Annotated in this window: 18 protein-coding genes; 11 read left to right on the top strand and 7 right to left on the bottom strand. The window is 73.2% G+C overall.

The window, feature by feature from the left end:
• Positions 1–13: 13 nt before the first annotated feature.
• From EXE50_RS13945 to EXE50_RS13935, 3 genes are all read left to right on the top strand, one after another.
• Positions 14–583: a DUF192 domain-containing protein gene (locus EXE50_RS13945; protein ID WP_121599535.1), complete on the top strand. Its 570-nt coding sequence runs from the start codon at positions 14–16 to the stop codon at positions 581–583.
• 340 nt (positions 584–923) lie between these two features.
• The gene (gene folP, locus EXE50_RS13940; protein ID WP_199241439.1) at positions 924–2,195 is read left to right on the top strand and encodes a dihydropteroate synthase; all 1,272 of its coding nucleotides are present in this window, start codon (positions 924–926) and stop codon (positions 2,193–2,195) included.
• Positions 2,196–2,357: 162 nt separating this feature from the next.
• A complete protein-coding gene (locus EXE50_RS13935) occupies positions 2,358–3,083 on the top strand; it encodes a 6-hydroxymethylpterin diphosphokinase MptE-like protein (protein ID WP_137705349.1) in 726 nt (241 codons plus the stop codon).
• Here EXE50_RS13935 and EXE50_RS13930 read toward each other — a convergent pair.
• Entirely contained in the window at positions 3,080–3,865 is a 786-nt protein-coding gene (locus tag EXE50_RS13930; RefSeq protein WP_137705348.1) for a creatininase family protein, read from the bottom strand. The two genes, EXE50_RS13935 and EXE50_RS13930, sit on opposite strands and share 4 nt — an antisense overlap.
• Before the next feature lie 167 nt (positions 3,866–4,032).
• On the opposite strand from EXE50_RS13930, the gene EXE50_RS13925 reads away from it, so the two are divergent.
• From EXE50_RS13925 to EXE50_RS13895, 7 genes are all read left to right on the top strand, one after another.
• Positions 4,033–4,440, top strand: coding sequence for a nascent polypeptide-associated complex protein (locus EXE50_RS13925; protein ID WP_053771409.1), 408 nt, complete (start codon positions 4,033–4,035; stop codon positions 4,438–4,440).
• The gene (locus EXE50_RS13920; RefSeq protein WP_137705347.1) at positions 4,437–5,177 is read left to right on the top strand and encodes a tRNA (adenine-N1)-methyltransferase; all 741 of its coding nucleotides are present in this window, start codon (positions 4,437–4,439) and stop codon (positions 5,175–5,177) included. The genes EXE50_RS13925 and EXE50_RS13920 overlap by 4 nt, the downstream gene beginning before the upstream one ends.
• 84 nt (positions 5,178–5,261) lie before the next feature.
• Positions 5,262–6,278, top strand: coding sequence for a DUF5821 family protein (locus tag EXE50_RS13915; protein WP_137705346.1), 1,017 nt, complete (start codon positions 5,262–5,264; stop codon positions 6,276–6,278).
• A gap of 77 nt (positions 6,279–6,355) precedes the next feature.
• Positions 6,356–7,477 carry a pyridoxal phosphate-dependent aminotransferase gene (locus tag EXE50_RS13910; RefSeq protein ID WP_137705345.1) on the top strand — a complete coding sequence of 374 codons (1,122 nt, stop codon included), beginning with the start codon at positions 6,356–6,358 and terminating at the stop codon, positions 7,475–7,477.
• Positions 7,478–7,590: 113 nt separating this feature from the next.
• The gene (locus EXE50_RS13905; RefSeq protein WP_121599530.1) at positions 7,591–8,793 is read left to right on the top strand and encodes a methionine adenosyltransferase; all 1,203 of its coding nucleotides are present in this window, start codon (positions 7,591–7,593) and stop codon (positions 8,791–8,793) included.
• A 48-nt stretch (positions 8,794–8,841) separates the two neighbouring features.
• A complete protein-coding gene (locus EXE50_RS13900) occupies positions 8,842–9,558 on the top strand; it encodes an SDR family NAD(P)-dependent oxidoreductase (RefSeq protein WP_053771404.1) in 717 nt (238 codons plus the stop codon).
• 47 nt (positions 9,559–9,605) lie between these two features.
• The gene (locus EXE50_RS13895) at positions 9,606–10,058 is read left to right on the top strand and encodes a DUF5804 family protein (protein ID WP_053771403.1); all 453 of its coding nucleotides are present in this window, start codon (positions 9,606–9,608) and stop codon (positions 10,056–10,058) included.
• 31 nt (positions 10,059–10,089) lie between these two features.
• On the opposite strand, the gene EXE50_RS13890 is transcribed toward EXE50_RS13895, so the two are convergent.
• From EXE50_RS13890 to EXE50_RS13880, 3 genes are all read right to left on the bottom strand, one after another.
• Positions 10,090–10,617 (bottom strand): hypothetical protein, encoded by a 528-nt coding sequence (locus EXE50_RS13890; protein WP_053771402.1) that lies wholly within the window; start codon positions 10,615–10,617, stop codon positions 10,090–10,092.
• Between the two features lie 2 nt (positions 10,618–10,619).
• Positions 10,620–11,807, bottom strand: coding sequence for a glycosyl transferase family 2 (locus tag EXE50_RS13885; RefSeq protein WP_137705344.1), 1,188 nt, complete (start codon positions 11,805–11,807; stop codon positions 10,620–10,622).
• Positions 11,808–11,921: 114 nt separating this feature from the next.
• Positions 11,922–13,106 carry an MFS transporter gene (locus tag EXE50_RS13880; RefSeq protein WP_053771400.1) on the bottom strand — a complete coding sequence of 395 codons (1,185 nt, stop codon included), beginning with the start codon at positions 13,104–13,106 and terminating at the stop codon, positions 11,922–11,924.
• A 173-nt stretch (positions 13,107–13,279) separates the two neighbouring features.
• Between EXE50_RS13880 and EXE50_RS17505 the strand changes: the two genes are divergently transcribed.
• Positions 13,280–13,450, top strand: coding sequence for an HVO_0758 family zinc finger protein (locus EXE50_RS17505; protein ID WP_167551897.1), 171 nt, complete (start codon positions 13,280–13,282; stop codon positions 13,448–13,450).
• 78 nt (positions 13,451–13,528) lie between these two features.
• Here EXE50_RS17505 and EXE50_RS13875 read toward each other — a convergent pair whose 3' ends face one another.
• The 3 genes from EXE50_RS13875 to EXE50_RS13865 all read right to left on the bottom strand — a co-directional run bounded on the left by EXE50_RS13875 (position 13,529) and on the right by EXE50_RS13865 (position 16,741).
• Positions 13,529–14,884 (bottom strand): hypothetical protein, encoded by a 1,356-nt coding sequence (locus EXE50_RS13875; protein WP_137705343.1) that lies wholly within the window; start codon positions 14,882–14,884, stop codon positions 13,529–13,531.
• Positions 14,884–15,549: a hypothetical protein gene (locus tag EXE50_RS13870; RefSeq protein WP_137705342.1), complete on the bottom strand. Its 666-nt coding sequence runs from the start codon at positions 15,547–15,549 to the stop codon at positions 14,884–14,886. The genes EXE50_RS13875 and EXE50_RS13870 overlap by 1 nt, the downstream gene beginning before the upstream one ends.
• A gap of 79 nt (positions 15,550–15,628) precedes the next feature.
• Positions 15,629–16,741, bottom strand: a complete 1,113-nt coding sequence (locus tag EXE50_RS13865) for an aldo/keto reductase (RefSeq protein ID WP_137705341.1) — start codon at positions 16,739–16,741, stop codon at positions 15,629–15,631.
• Between the last annotated feature and the right edge of the window lie 26 nt (positions 16,742–16,767).

Here is a 16,767-nt window from a genome sequence, read left to right as displayed (position 1 = left end):
CCTCGTTCCGGCCATGAGACGGCGGCGACTCCTCGGACTGACCGCGGCCGGGACCCTCGGCGCCGCGGCGGGCTGTCTGGGCGACCGCGCGGGCGACGACGGCGCGGGCGGGGAGAACGACTCGACCGACGGCGGTGGCGGTTCGGACGGCGGCGACGGCGAGTCGGCGTGGCCTACCGGGGCGTACGCGGACTACGAGACGACAACCGTGACAGTAGCGGGCCCCGACGGAGAACTGAAGGGGTCGGTGACCGCCGCGATAGCTTCCACCGGTCCTGAACGCCGTCTGGGTCTCAGCGACGCCGAGTCGTTGCCCGGGGACAGCGGGATGTTGTTCGTCTACGGTTCGCCGCGCGACTCGCTCACCTACGTGATGCGTCGGATGAGCTTCGGCATCGACATCGTTTACGCCGACGGCGACCGGGAGATCACACGGATCCACAACGCGCCCGAACCGGGGCCGAACGAGGACGGCGAGGAGCAGCGGTACCCCGGCTCCGGGCAGTACGTGCTGGAGGTCCCGTACGAGTGGACCGACCGCCACGGCGTCGGAGTCGGCGACTCCCTCCGGTTCGATTTGTAATTGGAGTCTTCAGTGCGTGGATCGGCGGCGAACACCGCCAAAGCCCCGGCCCCTTCGAACCCCGCCTGGTGCAGCACCTCACACCACCACGACCTCGCCGCTCGCTCGGGGCTCCCTTCGGTCGCCCGCGTCGCCCGCGGCGTCCCTTGCGCGTGCCGTCACCGGCGCTGCGCGCCGGCTTCCAGAGGGACCAAAGGCCCCTCGCGGCTCGGCCGCAGAGCGGCCTCGCGGGCACGCGCCACCGCACCACCGATCATTTATAAATAGTTGTCCGGTCGATCCCCCGGCGAACCCGTCGGGTACTCGCCCCGTTTATGTCGCTCGCGCCCGTGGTGATCGTATGCGAAACGTGGACGCCGCGGGGCTCGGGATCGGCGACGACCACCCGCCCCGGATCATGGGCGTGCTCAACGTCTCGGAGGAGTCGCCGTACGACCCCAGCGTGTACGACGACCCCGGTGAGGCCGCGGCGTACGTCGACGAGGAACTGATCGGCGAGGGCGCCGACATCGTCGACGTGGGCCTCGAATCGGCCAACAAGGACCTCGACGTGCTCTCCGCCGAACAGGAGTTGGATCGGCTCGACACCGCCGTCGAGACCCTCGAATCGACCTCGGGCGACGCCGTCTGGTCGATCGAGACGCGCTACCACGAGGTCGCCGACGAGGCGCTCTCGCGCGGCTTCGACATGGTCAACGACATCTGCGGGTTCGCCGACCCGGAGATGCCCCGCGTCTGCCGCGAACACGACGTGGCGGTCTCGAAGATGGCCTCGCCGCCGGACCTCGAACGCCCGGGCGCCATCGAGGACGTGGACGACATCTACGAGGCCCTCTCGATGAACGGCCTCACCGACAAGACGATCCTCGACCCCGCGTTCGGCGGCTGGTCCGAGGCGAAGACCCACGAGGACGACCGCGAGACGTTCCACCGCCTGCGCGAGTTCCGCGGCTACGGCCGCCCCCTCCTCGTCTCGATCAACCGCAAGAGCTTCCTCAAGACGGTCGCCGGCCGCAGCACCGAGGAGGCGCTCCCGGTCTCGCTCGCGGCCACGTCGATGGCCGTCGAGCGCGGCGCCCACGTGATCCGGACGCACGACGTGGCCGAGACGCGCGACGCCGCCCTGATCGGCGCCGAGTTCGCCCGCGACCGCTACGCCGGCGGGGCCGACGACGCCGTCGCGGTCGCGGAGCTCGACGTGACGACGGTCCGGGAAGCGGGGCGCCACCTCGATCGGATCGGCGCGCCGCGGGCGGCCGACGGCGACCGCGACCCCACCGAGGCCGCGGTCGTCCGCACCTACGAGCTCGACGGGCTCGGCGACGCCGCGGTCGGCGCCCTGCGCGCCGCGACCGTCGGCGGCGACGCGAGCGCCGCGACGTTCGCGCTCGGCGATCCGAACCGGGCCGGCGTCCCGACGACTCCGACGACGACCGACGGCGGGACCGGTGACCGCGCGAACGGCGGATCTGCCGGCGGCGCCCTCCCGGACCGCCGTCGCGGCCTCCTGATCGGGACCCCGGACGCGATCGAATCGGTCAGGGAGTCGGTTTCAGGCGTCTCCGACGCGCTCGACGCCGCGCTCGACGGAATCGCAGCCAACGTCAGTTAAGAGAAAGTTTATGCCCTCGTGTAGACAACCGATCGACCGGACGCCGGAGGGGCACGCGGGTAGGGGTACTCTGTGCCACTCCGGTCCATACCATAATTCGACCGGCGAGCGGCGGTGCCGGTCTGGACGGAGACAGGATCCCGCACGCGGAGTGACCAGTCCGTGAACTTCGCGACCTTCGAGCCCGTCTACGAGGCGATCCTCGCCGACTTCGGGTTCGACAGAGCCGCCGACGAGCGGGCCCGAGACCTCGCCGCCGACCTCGCGACGCCGTTCCCGCCCGACCGCCTCGGTGATTGGGAGGGGCAGACTGTCGCCGTCGCGGGCGCGGCGCCGTCCCTCGCCGACGAGGTGGCGCTCGCCCGCGACGCCGACGTCGTCGTCGCCGCCTCCACGGCGGCCGACGTGCTCGCCGACCGCGGCGTCGACGTCGACTGTATGGTGACCGACCTCGACAAGAACCCCGAGACCGCGGCGTCGCTGACCCGCGAGGGCGTCCCCGTCGCCGCCCACGCCCACGGCGACAACGTCCCCGCCGTCCGCGAGTGGCTCCCGCGCTTCGCCGACGAGTGGACGCTGGCGACGACGCAGACGGCCCCCGTCGGCCCGGTCCGAAACCCCGGCGGATTCACCGACGGCGACCGGGCCGCGTTCCTCGCCGACCACGTGGGTGCCGGCGACCTTGTCTTCCCCGGCTGGGACTTCGACGACCCGGCGGTCGACCCGATGAAGGCGCGGAAGCTCGACTGGGCGGCGCGGCTGCTCCGCTGGCTCGAACGCCGCCGCGGCGAGGCGTTCGCGGTCCTCGACGGCCGGCGCGAGGCGACCGACGCCGCGCTGGACGCGGTCCTCAGCGGCGGGGGCGACCGGGAGCCCGACGGCGCTTAGGCCGTCTCTCCTTCGACGCGCGGCTCCGGGAACAGTTCCTCCGCGTCGCGCTCGCCGATCCACTCCGCCAGCTGGACGAGCTGGTCCGCGGCCGCCTCGAACAGGCGCTCCGCCTTCTCGGGCGTCACGCCGGTCGGGTCGCCGAACGCGCCGTTCGGCGAGTTGTCGATCGCGTCGTAGAACGTGCGGGCGCCGTGGACCGTCGCCTCCGCGCTCGCGAGGTCGACGAGACCGCCGTCCCGGGCGTCTTCGAGCCGGCCCTCGCGGACGAGGTCGGGCGCGATGTGGGTGATCATCGCCGTCTCCTTCGGTCCGGCGTGGGGGCCGTTGTGCTCGAACAGGTCGTCGACCAGCTCCGGGATCGACTCGTCCCACATCCACTCGACGGCGTAGGCGACCTCGTCCTCGTGGAGCCGGCGCCCCACCTCGCGGAGGTGCTGGACGTTGCCGCCGTGGGCGTTGACGAACACCACGCGGTCGATCCCGTGGTACGCGAGGTTCCGCGAGAACGACTCGACGTAGTCCCGGAACTCCGGCGGGTCGACCCACATCGTCCCCGGGAACTGCCGGTGGTGCGGGCTGACGCCGACGTTGACCGTCGGCGTTCGGAACGCGTCAGACCGCTCGGCGGCCGCCGTCGCGAGCGCCTCGGCGATCAGGTGGTCTGTCGCGAGCGGGAGGTGGGGGCCGTGCTGTTCGGTCGAGCCGAGCGGGACGAGCGCGACGGAGCCGGGAGCGAGCGCGTCGCCCAGTTCCGGCCAGGTGTGGTCCGCGAGGTACATACCGCCGCCTCGCGCGCGACACGTATCAACCCAGCCGTCTCGGTCCGGTTCGCCGGGTTCGGTCGGACTGCGTTCAGCCGGCCTCGCCGCGACCGCGCTCCCGCGGCGCGTCGCCGCTTCGGCCCGTGTCGACACCCTTTTTGTGTCGTCCGGCCGAATCAGGTGGCATGTTCGGAGGCGGCGGCATGAACCCGCGCAAGATGAAACAGATGATGAAACAGATGGGGATCGACGTCGAGGAGCTCGACGCCGAGCGGGTCGTCATCGAGACGGCCGACGGCGACGACCTCGTCTTCGACGGCGCCCAGGTGACCAAGATGGACGCCCAGGGGCAGGAGACCTACCAGATCGTCGGCTCGCCCGAGTCGGTCGCCGACGCCGGCGCGGGCGGCGCGACGGCCGTCGAGGGCGGCGACGACCCGGCGCTCGACGACGCGGACGACGGCGACGACGGCATCCCCGAGGAGGACGTGAAGCTGGTCGCCCAGCAGGCGGGCGTCTCGAAGGAGGCCGCCCGCGAGGCGCTGGAGGCGGCCAACGGCGAGCCGGCGCGAGCGATCTCGGACCTGCAGTGACGGACGCCGCGTACCTGCTCGTCCACGAGGACCGCGAGTACCTGCTGGAGCCCGGCGAGGAGTTCGGCACGGACCTCGGCGTGATCGAGGTCCCCGAGGACGTCGCGGCCGGCGACGAGGTCGAGACCCACCTCGGCACCGTCTTCGAGGTCCGCGCGCTCCGCGGCCCCGACCTGTTCAACCACCTCGAACGCACCGGCGCGCCGATGATGCCGCGCGACGTGGGCCTCGTGATGGGCCACACCGGCGCGTCCGGCGGCGACCGCGTCCTCGACGCCGGCACCGGGACCGGCATCCTCGCCGCGTACCTCGGCCGCGCGGGCGCCGACGTGACCACCTACGAGGTCGATGCCGAGTTCGCCGCGGTCGCCCGCGAGAACATGACGACCGCGGGCGTCGCCGACCGCGTCGAGGTCCGGACCGGCGACCTCACCGACGAGCTGGACGCGCTCGCCGACGAGGAGCCGTTCGACGCCCTCACGCTCGACACGGGCGACGCCCCGGCGGTCGTCGAGCGCGCGGACGACCTGCTGGCGCCCGGCGGCCGCCTCGCCGTCTACTCGCCGTTCGTCGAGGGTACCCGCGAGGCGGCCCTCGCCGCGCGCGAGGCCGGCTTCGACGAGGTCGAGACGCTGGAGACGATCCAGCGCGAGATGGACTTCTCCGACCGGGGCTCCCGCCCCTCCACCGCGGGCGTTGGGCACACGGGCTACCTCGTGTTCGGGCGGGCGCCCTGACTGCGCTCCCGACCCTCTCTGCTTCCCGCGGCGTCCGCGCGGACCGGCGCAACGCTCTTTCGGATCGCGGCAGTGACGACGTGTGTGACCGGTGACGACGCCGCGCCCGGAGCCGACTCCGACGCCGCCGGCGACTCCGCCGCGGCGGCGAGCGACGGCTTCGGTGACGAGGGCGAGGTCTCCGACGCGCTCCCGCGCCCCGACGACCCGCTCGCCGATGCGGTCGAGACCGCGCTGGCCGACCGGTCCGCGGTCGTCGCGGTCGGCGTGCCGATCCGGCTGCTCCCGTCCGTGCTGGCCGCTCGCGAGCGCTCCTCGGGCCCGCCGTGGCGGGTCGCGTGCCGGCCGGGCGTCGTCGACGCGCTCTCGCGCGCCCTCGTCCTCGGGAGCGCCGTCGCCGAGGCGGTCGAGACCGACCAGATACGGGTCCGAACCGGCGACCCGCTCGGCCACGGGGCCGGCGGGACGCTGTTCGCGAGCCCGGACCGCGCCGACGCCGTCGTCGGCCCCCGCGGGGACCGGACCCTCGCGACGAGCGCGGCCGAGACCGACTCCGAGGCGGTCGATGGCGCCCGCGCGACGGCCGAGTCGCGGTTCGACGCGGCGACGACCGAACCCGTCGGGATGTCCTCCCGAACGCGGCTGCTCGCCGCCGCGCGCGAGATCCTCGACGACCGCTTCGCCGACGACTTAGCGGCGGTGCTCGCGACGCTCGACCCCGGCGAGTTCGGCCGCACGACCGAGCCGTCGGACCGGACGCTCCTCGCCGCGCTCGCGGCGCGACACGACTACCTCTTCCGCGATCTGCGGCGCTGGGTCGGCACCGACGGCGTCGGGATCGCTCCGGCGCAGGAGTTCACCCGCGACCGGGAGGCGCTCGTCGACCGGGGGCTGATCGAGTCGATCAAGGTGCCGATGGGGCCGGGCCGGCCGATGCTCCGGCTCCGCGCCGTCGACGACGCGCTGTTGCGAGCGCGGCCGACGGAGGTACCGGCCGTCCTGGAGGGTCGGTTCGCGCTGCCGACCGACGCGGACGGCCGGGTCCGCGACGACGCCCGCCGGGGCGAGCGCCGCCCCGTCTGGGAGCGTCGGCGCTGGTGACTCGACGGCGTCGAGTCGGGGCCCGGCGCTCGGGCGACGTGGCAAGAACTAACTCTCGGCGGCGCGCCCACACTGACATGACGACGTTCTCCGACAGGGTCGAGCGGATCTCGATCAGCGGGATCCGCGAGGTGTTCGAGGCGGCCGGCGACGACGCGATCAACCTCGGGCTGGGCCAGCCCGACTTCCCGACGCCGGACCACGCCCGGCGGGGCGCGGTCGACGCCATCGAGTCCGGGAAGGCGGACGCTTACACCGAGAACAAGGGGACTCTGTCGCTGCGGGAGGCCATCGCCGAGAAGCACTGCGCCGACCAGGGGATCGACCTCGACCCGGGCAACGTCATCGCGACCGCGGGCGGCAGCGAGGCGCTCCACGTCGCCCTCGAAGCGCACGTCGACGCCGGCGACGAGGTGCTGATCCCGGACCCCGGGTTCGTCTCGTACGACGCCCTGACGAAGTTGGCCGGCGGCGAGTCGGTCCCCGTGCCGCTCCGCGACGACCTCACGATCGACCCGGCGGCCGTCGAGGACGCGATCACCGACGACACGGCGGCGTTCGTCGTCAACTCCCCCGGCAACCCCACGGGCGCGGTCTCCTCCGAGGCGGACGTGCGGGAGTTCGCCCGCATCGCGGACGAGCACGACGTGCTCTGTATCTCCGACGAGGTGTACGAGTACACCGTCTTCGACGGCGAGCACTACTCGCCGATCGAGTTCGCGGAGACGGACAACGTCGTCGTCGTCAACTCCGCCTCGAAGCTGTTCTCGATGACGGGCTGGCGGCTCGGCTGGGTGTACGGGTCCGACGAGCGCGTCGAGCGCATGCTGCGCGTCCACCAGTACGCGCAGGCGTGCGCCTCGGCGCCGGCCCAGTACGCCGCGGAGGCCGCGCTCCGCGGCGACCGCGGCGTCGTCGACGAGATGACGGCGTCGTTCCGGCGCCGCCGGGACCTCCTCCTCGACGGCTTCGACGAGATCGGCCTCGACTGCCCGACGCCGCAGGGCGCGTTCTACGCGATGCCCCGCGTTCCGGAGGGGTTCGTTGACGAGTGCCTCGACCGCGGCGTGGTCGTCGTCCCCGGCGAGGCGTTCGGTGAGGGCGGCGCCGGCCACGCGCGGATCTCGTACGCGACCGACGAGGCGGAGCTGCGCGAGGCCCTCGACGTGATGGCCGAGGCGTACGCGGCGGTCCGCTGACGGCGTCGGCCGGGGCGTGGCCGCAATATCTGCCGAACCATAACCATGGAGCATTACCCCGGGGCAGGTGGTTTCCGCAAGTTATACTGCCGCCGACGGAGTAGCGAGGGGCAATGGACCGGAACATACAGGTCAGCCGCCTCGACCGGCAGGCGGTCGAGGACCAGGAGGTCGAAATCGTCGAGCGAAAGGGGATCGGTCACCCCGACTCGATCTGCGACGGCGTCGCGGAGTCGGTCTCGCGGGCGCTCTCGCAGCTCTACCTCGACCGCGTCGGCAAAGTCCTCCACTACAACACCGACGAGACGCAGCTCGTCGCCGGCCGCGCGGCCCCCGCGTTCGGCGGCGGCGAGGTCGTCGAGCCCATCTACATCCTCATCGTCGGCCGCGCCACGAAGGAGTACGACGGCGAGCAGCTGCCCGTCGACTCGACCGCGCTCGCGGCCGCCCGCGACTACCTCGCCGAGGCGATCCCGGAGCTGGAGTACGGCACCGACGTGGTCGTCGACGTGCGGCTCGGCGAGGGGTCGGGCGACCTCCAGGACGTCTTCGGCGAGGAGACTCAGGAGGTCCCGATGGCCAACGACACCTCCTTCGGCGTCGGCCACGCGCCGCTCACCGAGACGGAGACCATCGTCCGCGAGGCCGAGCGCGCGCTCAACACGACCTACCACGACGACCACCCCGAGCTGGGCCCCGACGTGAAGATCATGGGCAAGCGCGAGGGCGACCGGATCGACATCACCGTCGCCGCCGCGATGGTCGACGCCTACGTCGAGGGGCTCGACGAGTACGACGACGCGGTCGCGTCCGTCCGCGAGTACGTCGACGACCTCGCGCGCGAGTACACCGACCGCGAGGTCCACGTCGACGTCAACACCGCCGACGACTACGACGAGGGGTCCGTCTACCTCACCGTCACCGGCACCTCCGCCGAGCAGGGCGACGACGGCTCGGTCGGCCGCGGGAACCGCGCCAACGGGCTCATCACCCCGAACCGCCCGATGTCGATGGAGGCGACCTCCGGGAAGAACCCCGTCAACCACATCGGGAAGATATACAACCTGCTCTCCACCCGCGTCGCCGAGTCCGTCACGAGCGAGGTCGACGGCATCCGCGACCTCCAGGTCCGGCTGCTCTCGCAGATCGGTCGCCCGATCGACGAGCCGCACGTCGCCGACGCGCAGATCGTCACCGAGGACGAGGTCGCGCTGGGCGACATCGAGGACGACGTGATCGCCATCGTCGACCGCGAACTGGCCGACGTGACCGACGTGACCCGCAGCGTCATCGAGGGCGACGTCTCGACGTTCTGAGGGCGGTCGGCCCGGGGTTTCTACAGGCGCGGCGCCGTAGCGATCGCCATGGCCGACACCCCTACCGACGTCGACCTCAAGGCCGACCTGACCGACGATGTGGCCCTCGTCACGGGCGCGACGCGCGGGATCGGCGCCGAGATCGCCGCGGAACTGGCGGACCTGGGCGCGACCGTCTACGCCGGCGCGCGCGACCCCGACGACGTGACCGCGGCGGACCAGCGCGCGGTCCGGCTGGACGTGACCGACGACGACGAGCTCAGCGCCGCGGTCGACCGGATCGAGCGCGAGGCGGGATCGCTCGACGTCCTCGTGAACAACGCGGGCGTGTTCGCCCGCTCCGGACCGCTCCACGAGATGGACGTCTCGGACTTCGACCGCACGACGGCCGTCAACCTCCGCGGCCCGGTCGTCCTGACAAAGCACGCGCTGCCGCTGCTGTTGGAGGGAACCGGCGGTCGCGTCGTGAGCCTCTCGTCGGAGCTGGGGCAGTTCACCGAGGGGCAGATGGGCGGCGGCTACCCGGCCTACCGGCTCTCGAAGGTCGGCGTCGGCGGGCTGACCGCGTACCTCGACGGGGAGTACGGCGATCGGGGCCTCATCGCGAACGCCGTCTCGCCGGGGTGGGTCCGGACGGACATGGGCGGCGACGAGGCCCCGAGAACCCCGTCGAAGGGCGCCGAAACGCCGGTCTGGCTCGCGCGGTTCGCGCCGGGGAGCCCCGCGGGGCACCTCTGGAAGGACCGCGAGCGGGTCCCCTGGTAGCGTCGGCGACCGCAACGGATTTGCACCGCCCGGTCCGAACCCCGGGCATGACGCGGGTGTGTCTCCTCGGCGACCCCGACGTGGAGCTCTCCTACGAGCTGCTCTCCCGCGAGACGGCTCGCGACGCGCTCGCCACCTACGACATCGAGGAGCCCTTCGAGAACAGCGTCGCCGTCGACACCGTGAGCCTCGGCGCCGCCGTCTCCCTCCTCAACGACCTCGACTGGTACCTCGCCCGCTTCGTCGCGGAGGCGCTCGTCCTGGAGCCGTCCGTCGCGACCGACGAGTGGCTCTCCCGCGACCTCGCCCGCGAGGTCCGCGACGGCGAGGTGCCGCCCGAGGAGACCGACCAGCGACTGAAGGTGTTCGGGCTCGTCGACGGGCGCCCGGTCGAGCCGCTGTTCGTCCGCCGGCGACAGGGCGAGACGCCGGAGTACGACCTGCGCGACGTCGAGGAGACCGTCGTCGTCCGCGTGAGCGAGTCAGAGTTCTCCGGCTGAGGCGTGCGCGGCGACCGCGGCGCCCGCCGACTTACGCCTCGTCGACCTCGGCGAGGATCCGCGTCCGAACGGGGTCGACGTCGACCGGCGCCCACGCCTCGACGTCGTAGGTCACGTCCGCGAGCGTCTCCAGCCGCTCGTCGTCGCTGTCGCCTATCGCCGCCACCGCCTCCTCGCGGAGCCGTTCGAGGACGGCGTCTGAGAGTGCCTCGCGGTCGACCTCCCGATCCGGGATTTCGAGGATGTGCGGGAGGTCCTCGGCGCCCGCCGGAAGCGTCGGGAACGCGGCGGGACCGACCGCGAGCGCGGTCTCCCGTTCGGACGCCGACTCGGAGCCTGCGCTCGAAAGGGCGGCCGACGGTGCCGGCACGAGCGCGTACTCGGCCACCGCGAGGTCGATTGCGGCGTCGATGGCGGCCTCGTCGACCTCGGCCCGCTGTTTGAACGCCAGCTCGGAGAGCGCCCGCGACAGCTCCGCCCGGGTGAGCCAGCCGAACAGGTCGACGACGCCCGCGAGGTCGTCGCGCGCGGCGACGCTCGGCCCGCTCGCGTCCGCCATCGTCAGTCCTCCCCCGGCGCGGGCTCCGCGTGTCCGTCGTCGGTCGCCGAGCCGCCGACGGCGTCGTTCCCGCTGGCCTCCGAGCCGTCGCCGCGGACGGCCACTAGGTCCGCCTCGGCGGCCTCTCGGACCTCGTCGGGGTCGACCGGCGCGTCCTGCCACGCGTGGAGCCGCGTGTCGGGGCCGGGCTCGCCGAGGGCCTCGGCGTAGGTCGCCACCTGCGAGCGCTCGTCGTCGGCGTCGTACGAGAGGCCGTTGAACGCGGCGTCGGCGGCGTAGCCGTCGACCAGCGTCGCCGCCGCGTCGCGGTACCGGTCGGCGAGGCCCTCGTAGTCGACGTCCACGCCCGCGTCCTCGACCGCGCGCAGCGTCGCCGCGCCGACCGCGCGGCTCATGTCCGCGAGCCCGGTCGGGCCCTCGACGGAGCGGTGGTCGTGCTCGTAGCGGCCGAGGTCGACCTGCGCGCTGTCCGCGAAGCCGGCGTGGTCGAACGCCTCCCCGAGCGTCCCGACCTCGAGCCCCCAGCCGCGCTGGACGCGGAGCCGCGAGACGAGGTCGCTCGTCGCCGCGAACTCCCCGGCGAGCGCGTAGCGGAACGCCGAGAGGTACTCCAGGACCGCCGGCTCTCGCCCGGGCGCGGCGTCACCGAGCGCCCGGACCAGCGGCCGGAAGAACAGCCTGAACAGCCGCCCGTACAGCGAGCCGTCCTCGACGCGGGCGTAGTACCCCTTCGAGAAGGCGTAGCCGCGCCCGAGCGGGAACAGCAGTCGGTTGACGAACGCGGGCGAGTAGGTCTTGGTGTCGGCGTCGTGGACGACGACGAACTCCTCGTCGAGCGCGCGGCCGAGGGCGAGCCACACGTCGCGGCCCTTGCCGCGGTCGCCGTCGAGCCCGCGCGCCTCCAGCAGCGAGGCGAGTTTTGGGCCGTCGCACCACAGCGTCTCCACGTCGATGTCGAACCCGTCGAGCCAGTCGGCGAACGGGCCGGCGCGGTCGGCCGACGCCCGCAGCGGGACGATGACCCGGGCGGGGTCGACCGTCTCCAGCGTGGACAGCACGCGCTCGGCCGCGAGCGTCCCGTACTCGCGCTCGGTCATCGGCACGACGACCGCCGCGCGGTCCGTCGGGGCGTCGGGCCGGTGGTCGGTCAACGCGTGGAGGGTCGTCACGCGCTCCTGAACGTACTCCATTTACCGATCACACGGGAGCGACGCCCAAAACAGGTGCGGTACCCCCGACCCGTTCGAAGCGTCCGAACGGGCTCCGCGCTCCGGTCCCGTCGCCGGCGGCGCCTTGCCGTCGCGTCAGGTCGCCCGCGTCGAACCCGTCGCTCCGCCCGGGACGCGCCCGAGGCGGTAGAGGACCGCGTACCCGGCGACGAGGAGCGCCAAGCCGCCCGCGAGCGCGAGGAAGACGGCGTCGTAGCCCGCGCCCGCCTCAACGGCCTCGCCGACGACCCACGAGCCCGCCGCCTGCGTGGACATCATCCCGGCCGAGAACATCGCGTACGCCGACGCGCGCGACTCGTCCGGCAGCGACGCCAGCAGGTACGTGTCCCCGGCCGGGAACAGCATGTGGATGGCGAACCCGACGACGACGCTCGCGGCGATCACCGCCGCCAGCCCCTCGGCGACGACGACGAGGACGACGCCCCCCACGAACGAGGCGACGATGCCGAGCAGGTAGGGGACGTGCGGGAGCCGGTCCGCGAGGTCGCCCGAGACGAGGAAGGCGGGGACGCCGGCGGCGAAGATGACGGTCAGGAGGTTCCGGGCCGTCGCCCGTGGGAGTCCCTTGTCTATCATGTACAGCTCGTAGAAGTTGAACAGGCCCTGCCACACGAAGCTCGTGAGGCCCATCAGCACGACGCCCGCGACGATCAGCTTCCACTCGCCGCGGGCCGCCGCGAGGAAGTCGGTGTCCCCGGCGCCCGCGTCCGGGAGGTCGGTCCGCTTCGCGAGCGCGACGAACAGCAGCGTGCTGACGGCCGCGGCGAGCGCGAGCGCGTAGAAGGCGTAGCGCCAGTCGTACCACAGCGCGACGGTGACGGCGGGCGCGGCGATGACCGCGGAGAGCTGGCTGGCCATGCCGTGGACGCCCATCACGCGGCCCACGCGCTGCGGGAACAGCTCAGAGATGAACGGGTTGGCGGCGACGAAGTAGACCCCGGAGGCCAGGCCCACCGCGAAGGCGGCGACCATGAGCGCGAGGACGCCCGGCGCGAGCGCGACGCCGAGCGCCCCGGCGGTCAGCATCGCGCCGGAGACGACGATGACGCTGCGCCGCGCGAACCGGGTGAGCGCCCAGCCCGCGGGGAGCCGCGGGGCGGCCGAGCCGAGCCACGCGAGCGTGACGATGAGCCCGGCGGTCCCCTCGCGGATCCCGAACGCGTCGATGAACTCGCCCACGAGCGGTGCGAACACGACCCGGGCGAAGTTGACGAGGAAGACCAGCGCGCAGAGCGAGCCGAACAGCCTGGTCCGTGACACGGCGGCGATTCCGCGCGCCCGGACACAAGGGTTGCGAAAGCGCCCGGTCGGGCACCGCGAGCGTTCGGTCTCGACGGGGGAGCCCGCACCGTTCCGCCCGCCCGCGGTTTCGCCGAGGTCGTCAGACCGACGTCGTACAGGGTTTTTATGCGCCCCGGCGACAAACCCCGGGTATGAAATCCACGCGTAAGGGGCTCCGCGACGGGGACCTCGTCAAGGACACCTACGAGCGGCTCAACTGCGCCGACTGCGACCAGGTCCTGAAGAAGGAGAACGATCCCGACGAGGTGTTCTCGGTCCGGATCTGCCCGGAGTGCGGCACGCGGTACAAGGAACTCCGCTGAGGTCGCCGCGCGCCCGAGACGTCGAGCCGCCGCCCGAGTCAGCGCCTTCACCATCGCCCTCTCCTCGCCCGCCGTCGTTCAGGAGCCGAACGAGTCCGCGACCGACGCCGCCACCGCCAGCGCCTCGTCGGTCACGATCTCGATCCACCGGTATCGCGTGTACGCCTCGACCGTCGACCTGGCGGTCCGGTCGGCCGCCGCGAGGGCGCCGTCGGGCTCGTCGAACAGCGCGAGGAACTCGGCCGCCAGCCACAGAGCGAGCGGGTTCTCGCTCCCGGCGAGCGACGACGCCGACTCGACGGCCCCCTCGCGCGCATCGCCGATCGCCGCCGGGTCGTCGGGGAACATCGCGTCTCCCTCCTCGACCCGCGACGCCACGGCGTCGAGCGCCCGGAGCCGCGTCCACGCGAGCGCCGTTCGGGTCAGCCCCGTCGCCGGGTTGTCGGGCTCGTAGTCGCCGAACGCGACCGGGTCGAACCACATGCCGTCGAAGCTCCGGTAGACGGCGCTCGACAGCAGGGCGTCGCTCGGCGCGCCGCGTTCGACCGCACGCTCGTCGACGAACGCCTCGGTGCCCGGGCTGTGTCGGAGGTCCTCGACGCCCTCGCCGTGGAGCTCGCGGAGCCGGTCGCCGACCGCGCGGCCGATCCGGTTCATCTCGCGGCGGAGCGGCTCGGCCACGGACGCCGGATCGCCGAGCGACGCCGCGTACCGGTCGCGCAGGTACCGGCCCGCCTCGACGTGCGACTGGACGCGCTCGATCTCGCCGATCGCGTCTCCCGTCCGAAGCGGGTTCGCCCGGTCTGCGGGCCCCACGCCGCCGCCGACGAGCGTCCGTCGGCGCGCCACGTCGTACCACCGCTCCATCGGCCCGTACACCGCGGCGGCCGCGAGCGGGTCCGCCGCCGGACCGGGGAGTTCCCGCAACGTCTCGGACGCTCGGCGACGCACCGTTCCGAGATCCGGGGCCACCGCGGTCGGGTCGCCCTCGACGGTCACGGCCGCCCACGTGCCGACGGCGGTCGCGGCGTGCTCGCGCGCCGTCGCGTACCGCTCGACCGCCCCCAGCGGCGTCAGCGACGCCGGTCCGCCCGGCAGCGCCTCGCGGGCCGCCGTCCGCTCGGTCTCGATCTGCTCGCGGAACTCGCCGTTCGGGAGCGTCTCCGCCGTCAGCGGCTCCGGGATCGGACTGAGCAGCCGGTCGACCCGGTCCGCGAAGGCGGCCGGGACCTCGGGCTCGACGTCGACGGGAACGAGCCGGGGGCGCTCCGGGACGGGCTCGTCGAACGAGGTCGGGACGCGCTCGATGTCGAGCGACGGCGGGTCGTCCCAGAAACGCGGGTCGCCTCCCCGACCGGAACAGCCGGCGAGCGAACCGAGCGCGACGGCGCCCGCCGCGGCGAGCGCGTCGCGTCGCGTGAGCCTCCGAGACATCAGAAGTCACCCCACTCGTTGGTCGCCGTGGCGTTGCCGGGCACGGTCGCGTTCCCGTCGATCACCGAGTACTCGGTGTTCGTCGTCCGGCACGGCGACCGCCCGCTGGAGCCGGAGCCGCGGATCCGCTCGTCCAGCGCGACCGGTAGCCGGAAGAGCAGCGCCAGGGAGACCCTGGTGTCGGCCTCGCACGCCGCGTCGGGCGGCCTGAACTCGCGGCAGTACTCGTACTCGACCCGCCCCGGCCGCCACGACACCGAGTGGATCTCCAGCCGCTGGCAGGACAGGATTCCGGCCGGCGAGACGTACACCGTCTCCGCGTCGTAGTCCGTCTCGTCGAAGAACTCGCGGACCCGGCGCCGGTCCTCCTCGGCGACGCCCTCGGCGGGCAGCAGCTCGGCCGCGCGGTCGGCGGTCGTGACGAGCTCGCGCCCGACGGAGACCGGCTCCCCGTCGTCGGTCGCCTCGCTCCCGTCGACGAGGACGCGATCGCCGTCGGGGTTCCGCGGTTTCACCACCGTCGGGTCCGTGTCCGTTCCGGAAACTGCCGACGACCTGGCGACGGGGTCGGAGCCGTCGGCCGGGTCGCCGCCGAAGCAGCCGGCGAGCGCGCCGACCGCGCCGAGGGCGGCGCTACCCAGGAGGGCACGTCGCGTGGGGGACATACGCCCCGGTTGAATCGGTCCGGACAAACGTTTTGTGGCGTTCGCCCGACGTGCTCTCCCTCCTCGCGCCGCGGCCGACTCACTCGAAGACCGCGTCGAACGCCGACGCGCCGAGCGGGTCGAACGTGCCGGCCGCGACGTTCTCGCGGACGTGCTCGGGGTCGGTCGTGCCGACGAGCGACGCGGTGACGCCGGGGGCGCTCCGCGCGAAGTTGAGCGCGCGCTGGGCCGGGGTCTCCCCCGCGAGCGTCGCGTCCACGTCCGCGGGGACCGCGCCCTCGACAGCCAGGTCGCCCTGCCCGAGACTCGCGCTCGTCACCACCGAGAGCCCGGCCTCGTGAGCGAACGTGAGCGTCGAGACGGGCCCGTCGGCGTCGGCGCCGGGCGGCGCGGGCTGGTTCCGCCGGGTGAACGCGTCGGCCATCGCGACGTTGAACGGCAGCTGGACCGCCGCGAACCCGTGGTCGTCGTCTGGGCCGACCGCCTCGCCGGCGGCCTCGGCGCGGGCGAGCACCTCGGCGAGCGAGAGGTAGCCGTCGGCCCCCTGCGGCACGCGGAAGGCGCTCCACGACGCGACGCCGTAGGCGCCGACGTCGCCCGCGGCGCGCCGGCGTTCGAGGGCCTCGAAGGCGGCTTCGAGCGCGTCGTACACCTCGGACCGCGAGCGCACGGCGAGCTGGGTCTCGGGGTTGTGGACGTAGAAGCAGTCGACGGAGTCGAGGCCGAGCCGGTCGAGCGAGCGGTCCAGCGACCACTCCAGGTACGCCGGCGTCATCGCGTGGGCGCCGTTCGCGAGGTCGCCCGGGTCGACGATCCCCGGCTCGACGAAGCGCTCGCGGACGTAGGCGCTCGGGTCCGCGGGGCGCTCGCCGTCGAACGGGAGGAAGCCGCCCTTCGTCGCGACGACGACCGACTCGCGGTCGACGGGCGCCTCGGTGAGGGCCTCGCCGACGACGCGCTCGGCGCGGCCGCAGCGGTAGTTGGCCGCGGTGTCGACGTGGTTCACCCCCGAGCGGAGCGCCAGTCCGATCGACTCGCGGGCGGCGTCGTCGACCGCGGGCGTCGGTTCGCCGAGGTACGTCCCGATCCCGAGGCTGGAGACGACGCCGGGGCCGAAGCGGCGGAAGTAGGTGCGCCCGAAGGCGTCGCCGAACCGGTTCCGGTACCCCCAGAGGGCCTCGCGAGTCGCCATGTGGTCGTGGTAGTCGGCTCGCTGGT

It is taken from the genome of Halorubrum sp. ARQ200, assembly GCF_005435115.1.
GTDB lineage: Archaea > Halobacteriota > Halobacteria > Halobacteriales > Haloferacaceae > Halorubrum > Halorubrum tropicale.
Note: the sequence above shows the minus strand (reverse complement) of the source record. Positions and strands in the feature narration are given on the sequence as shown.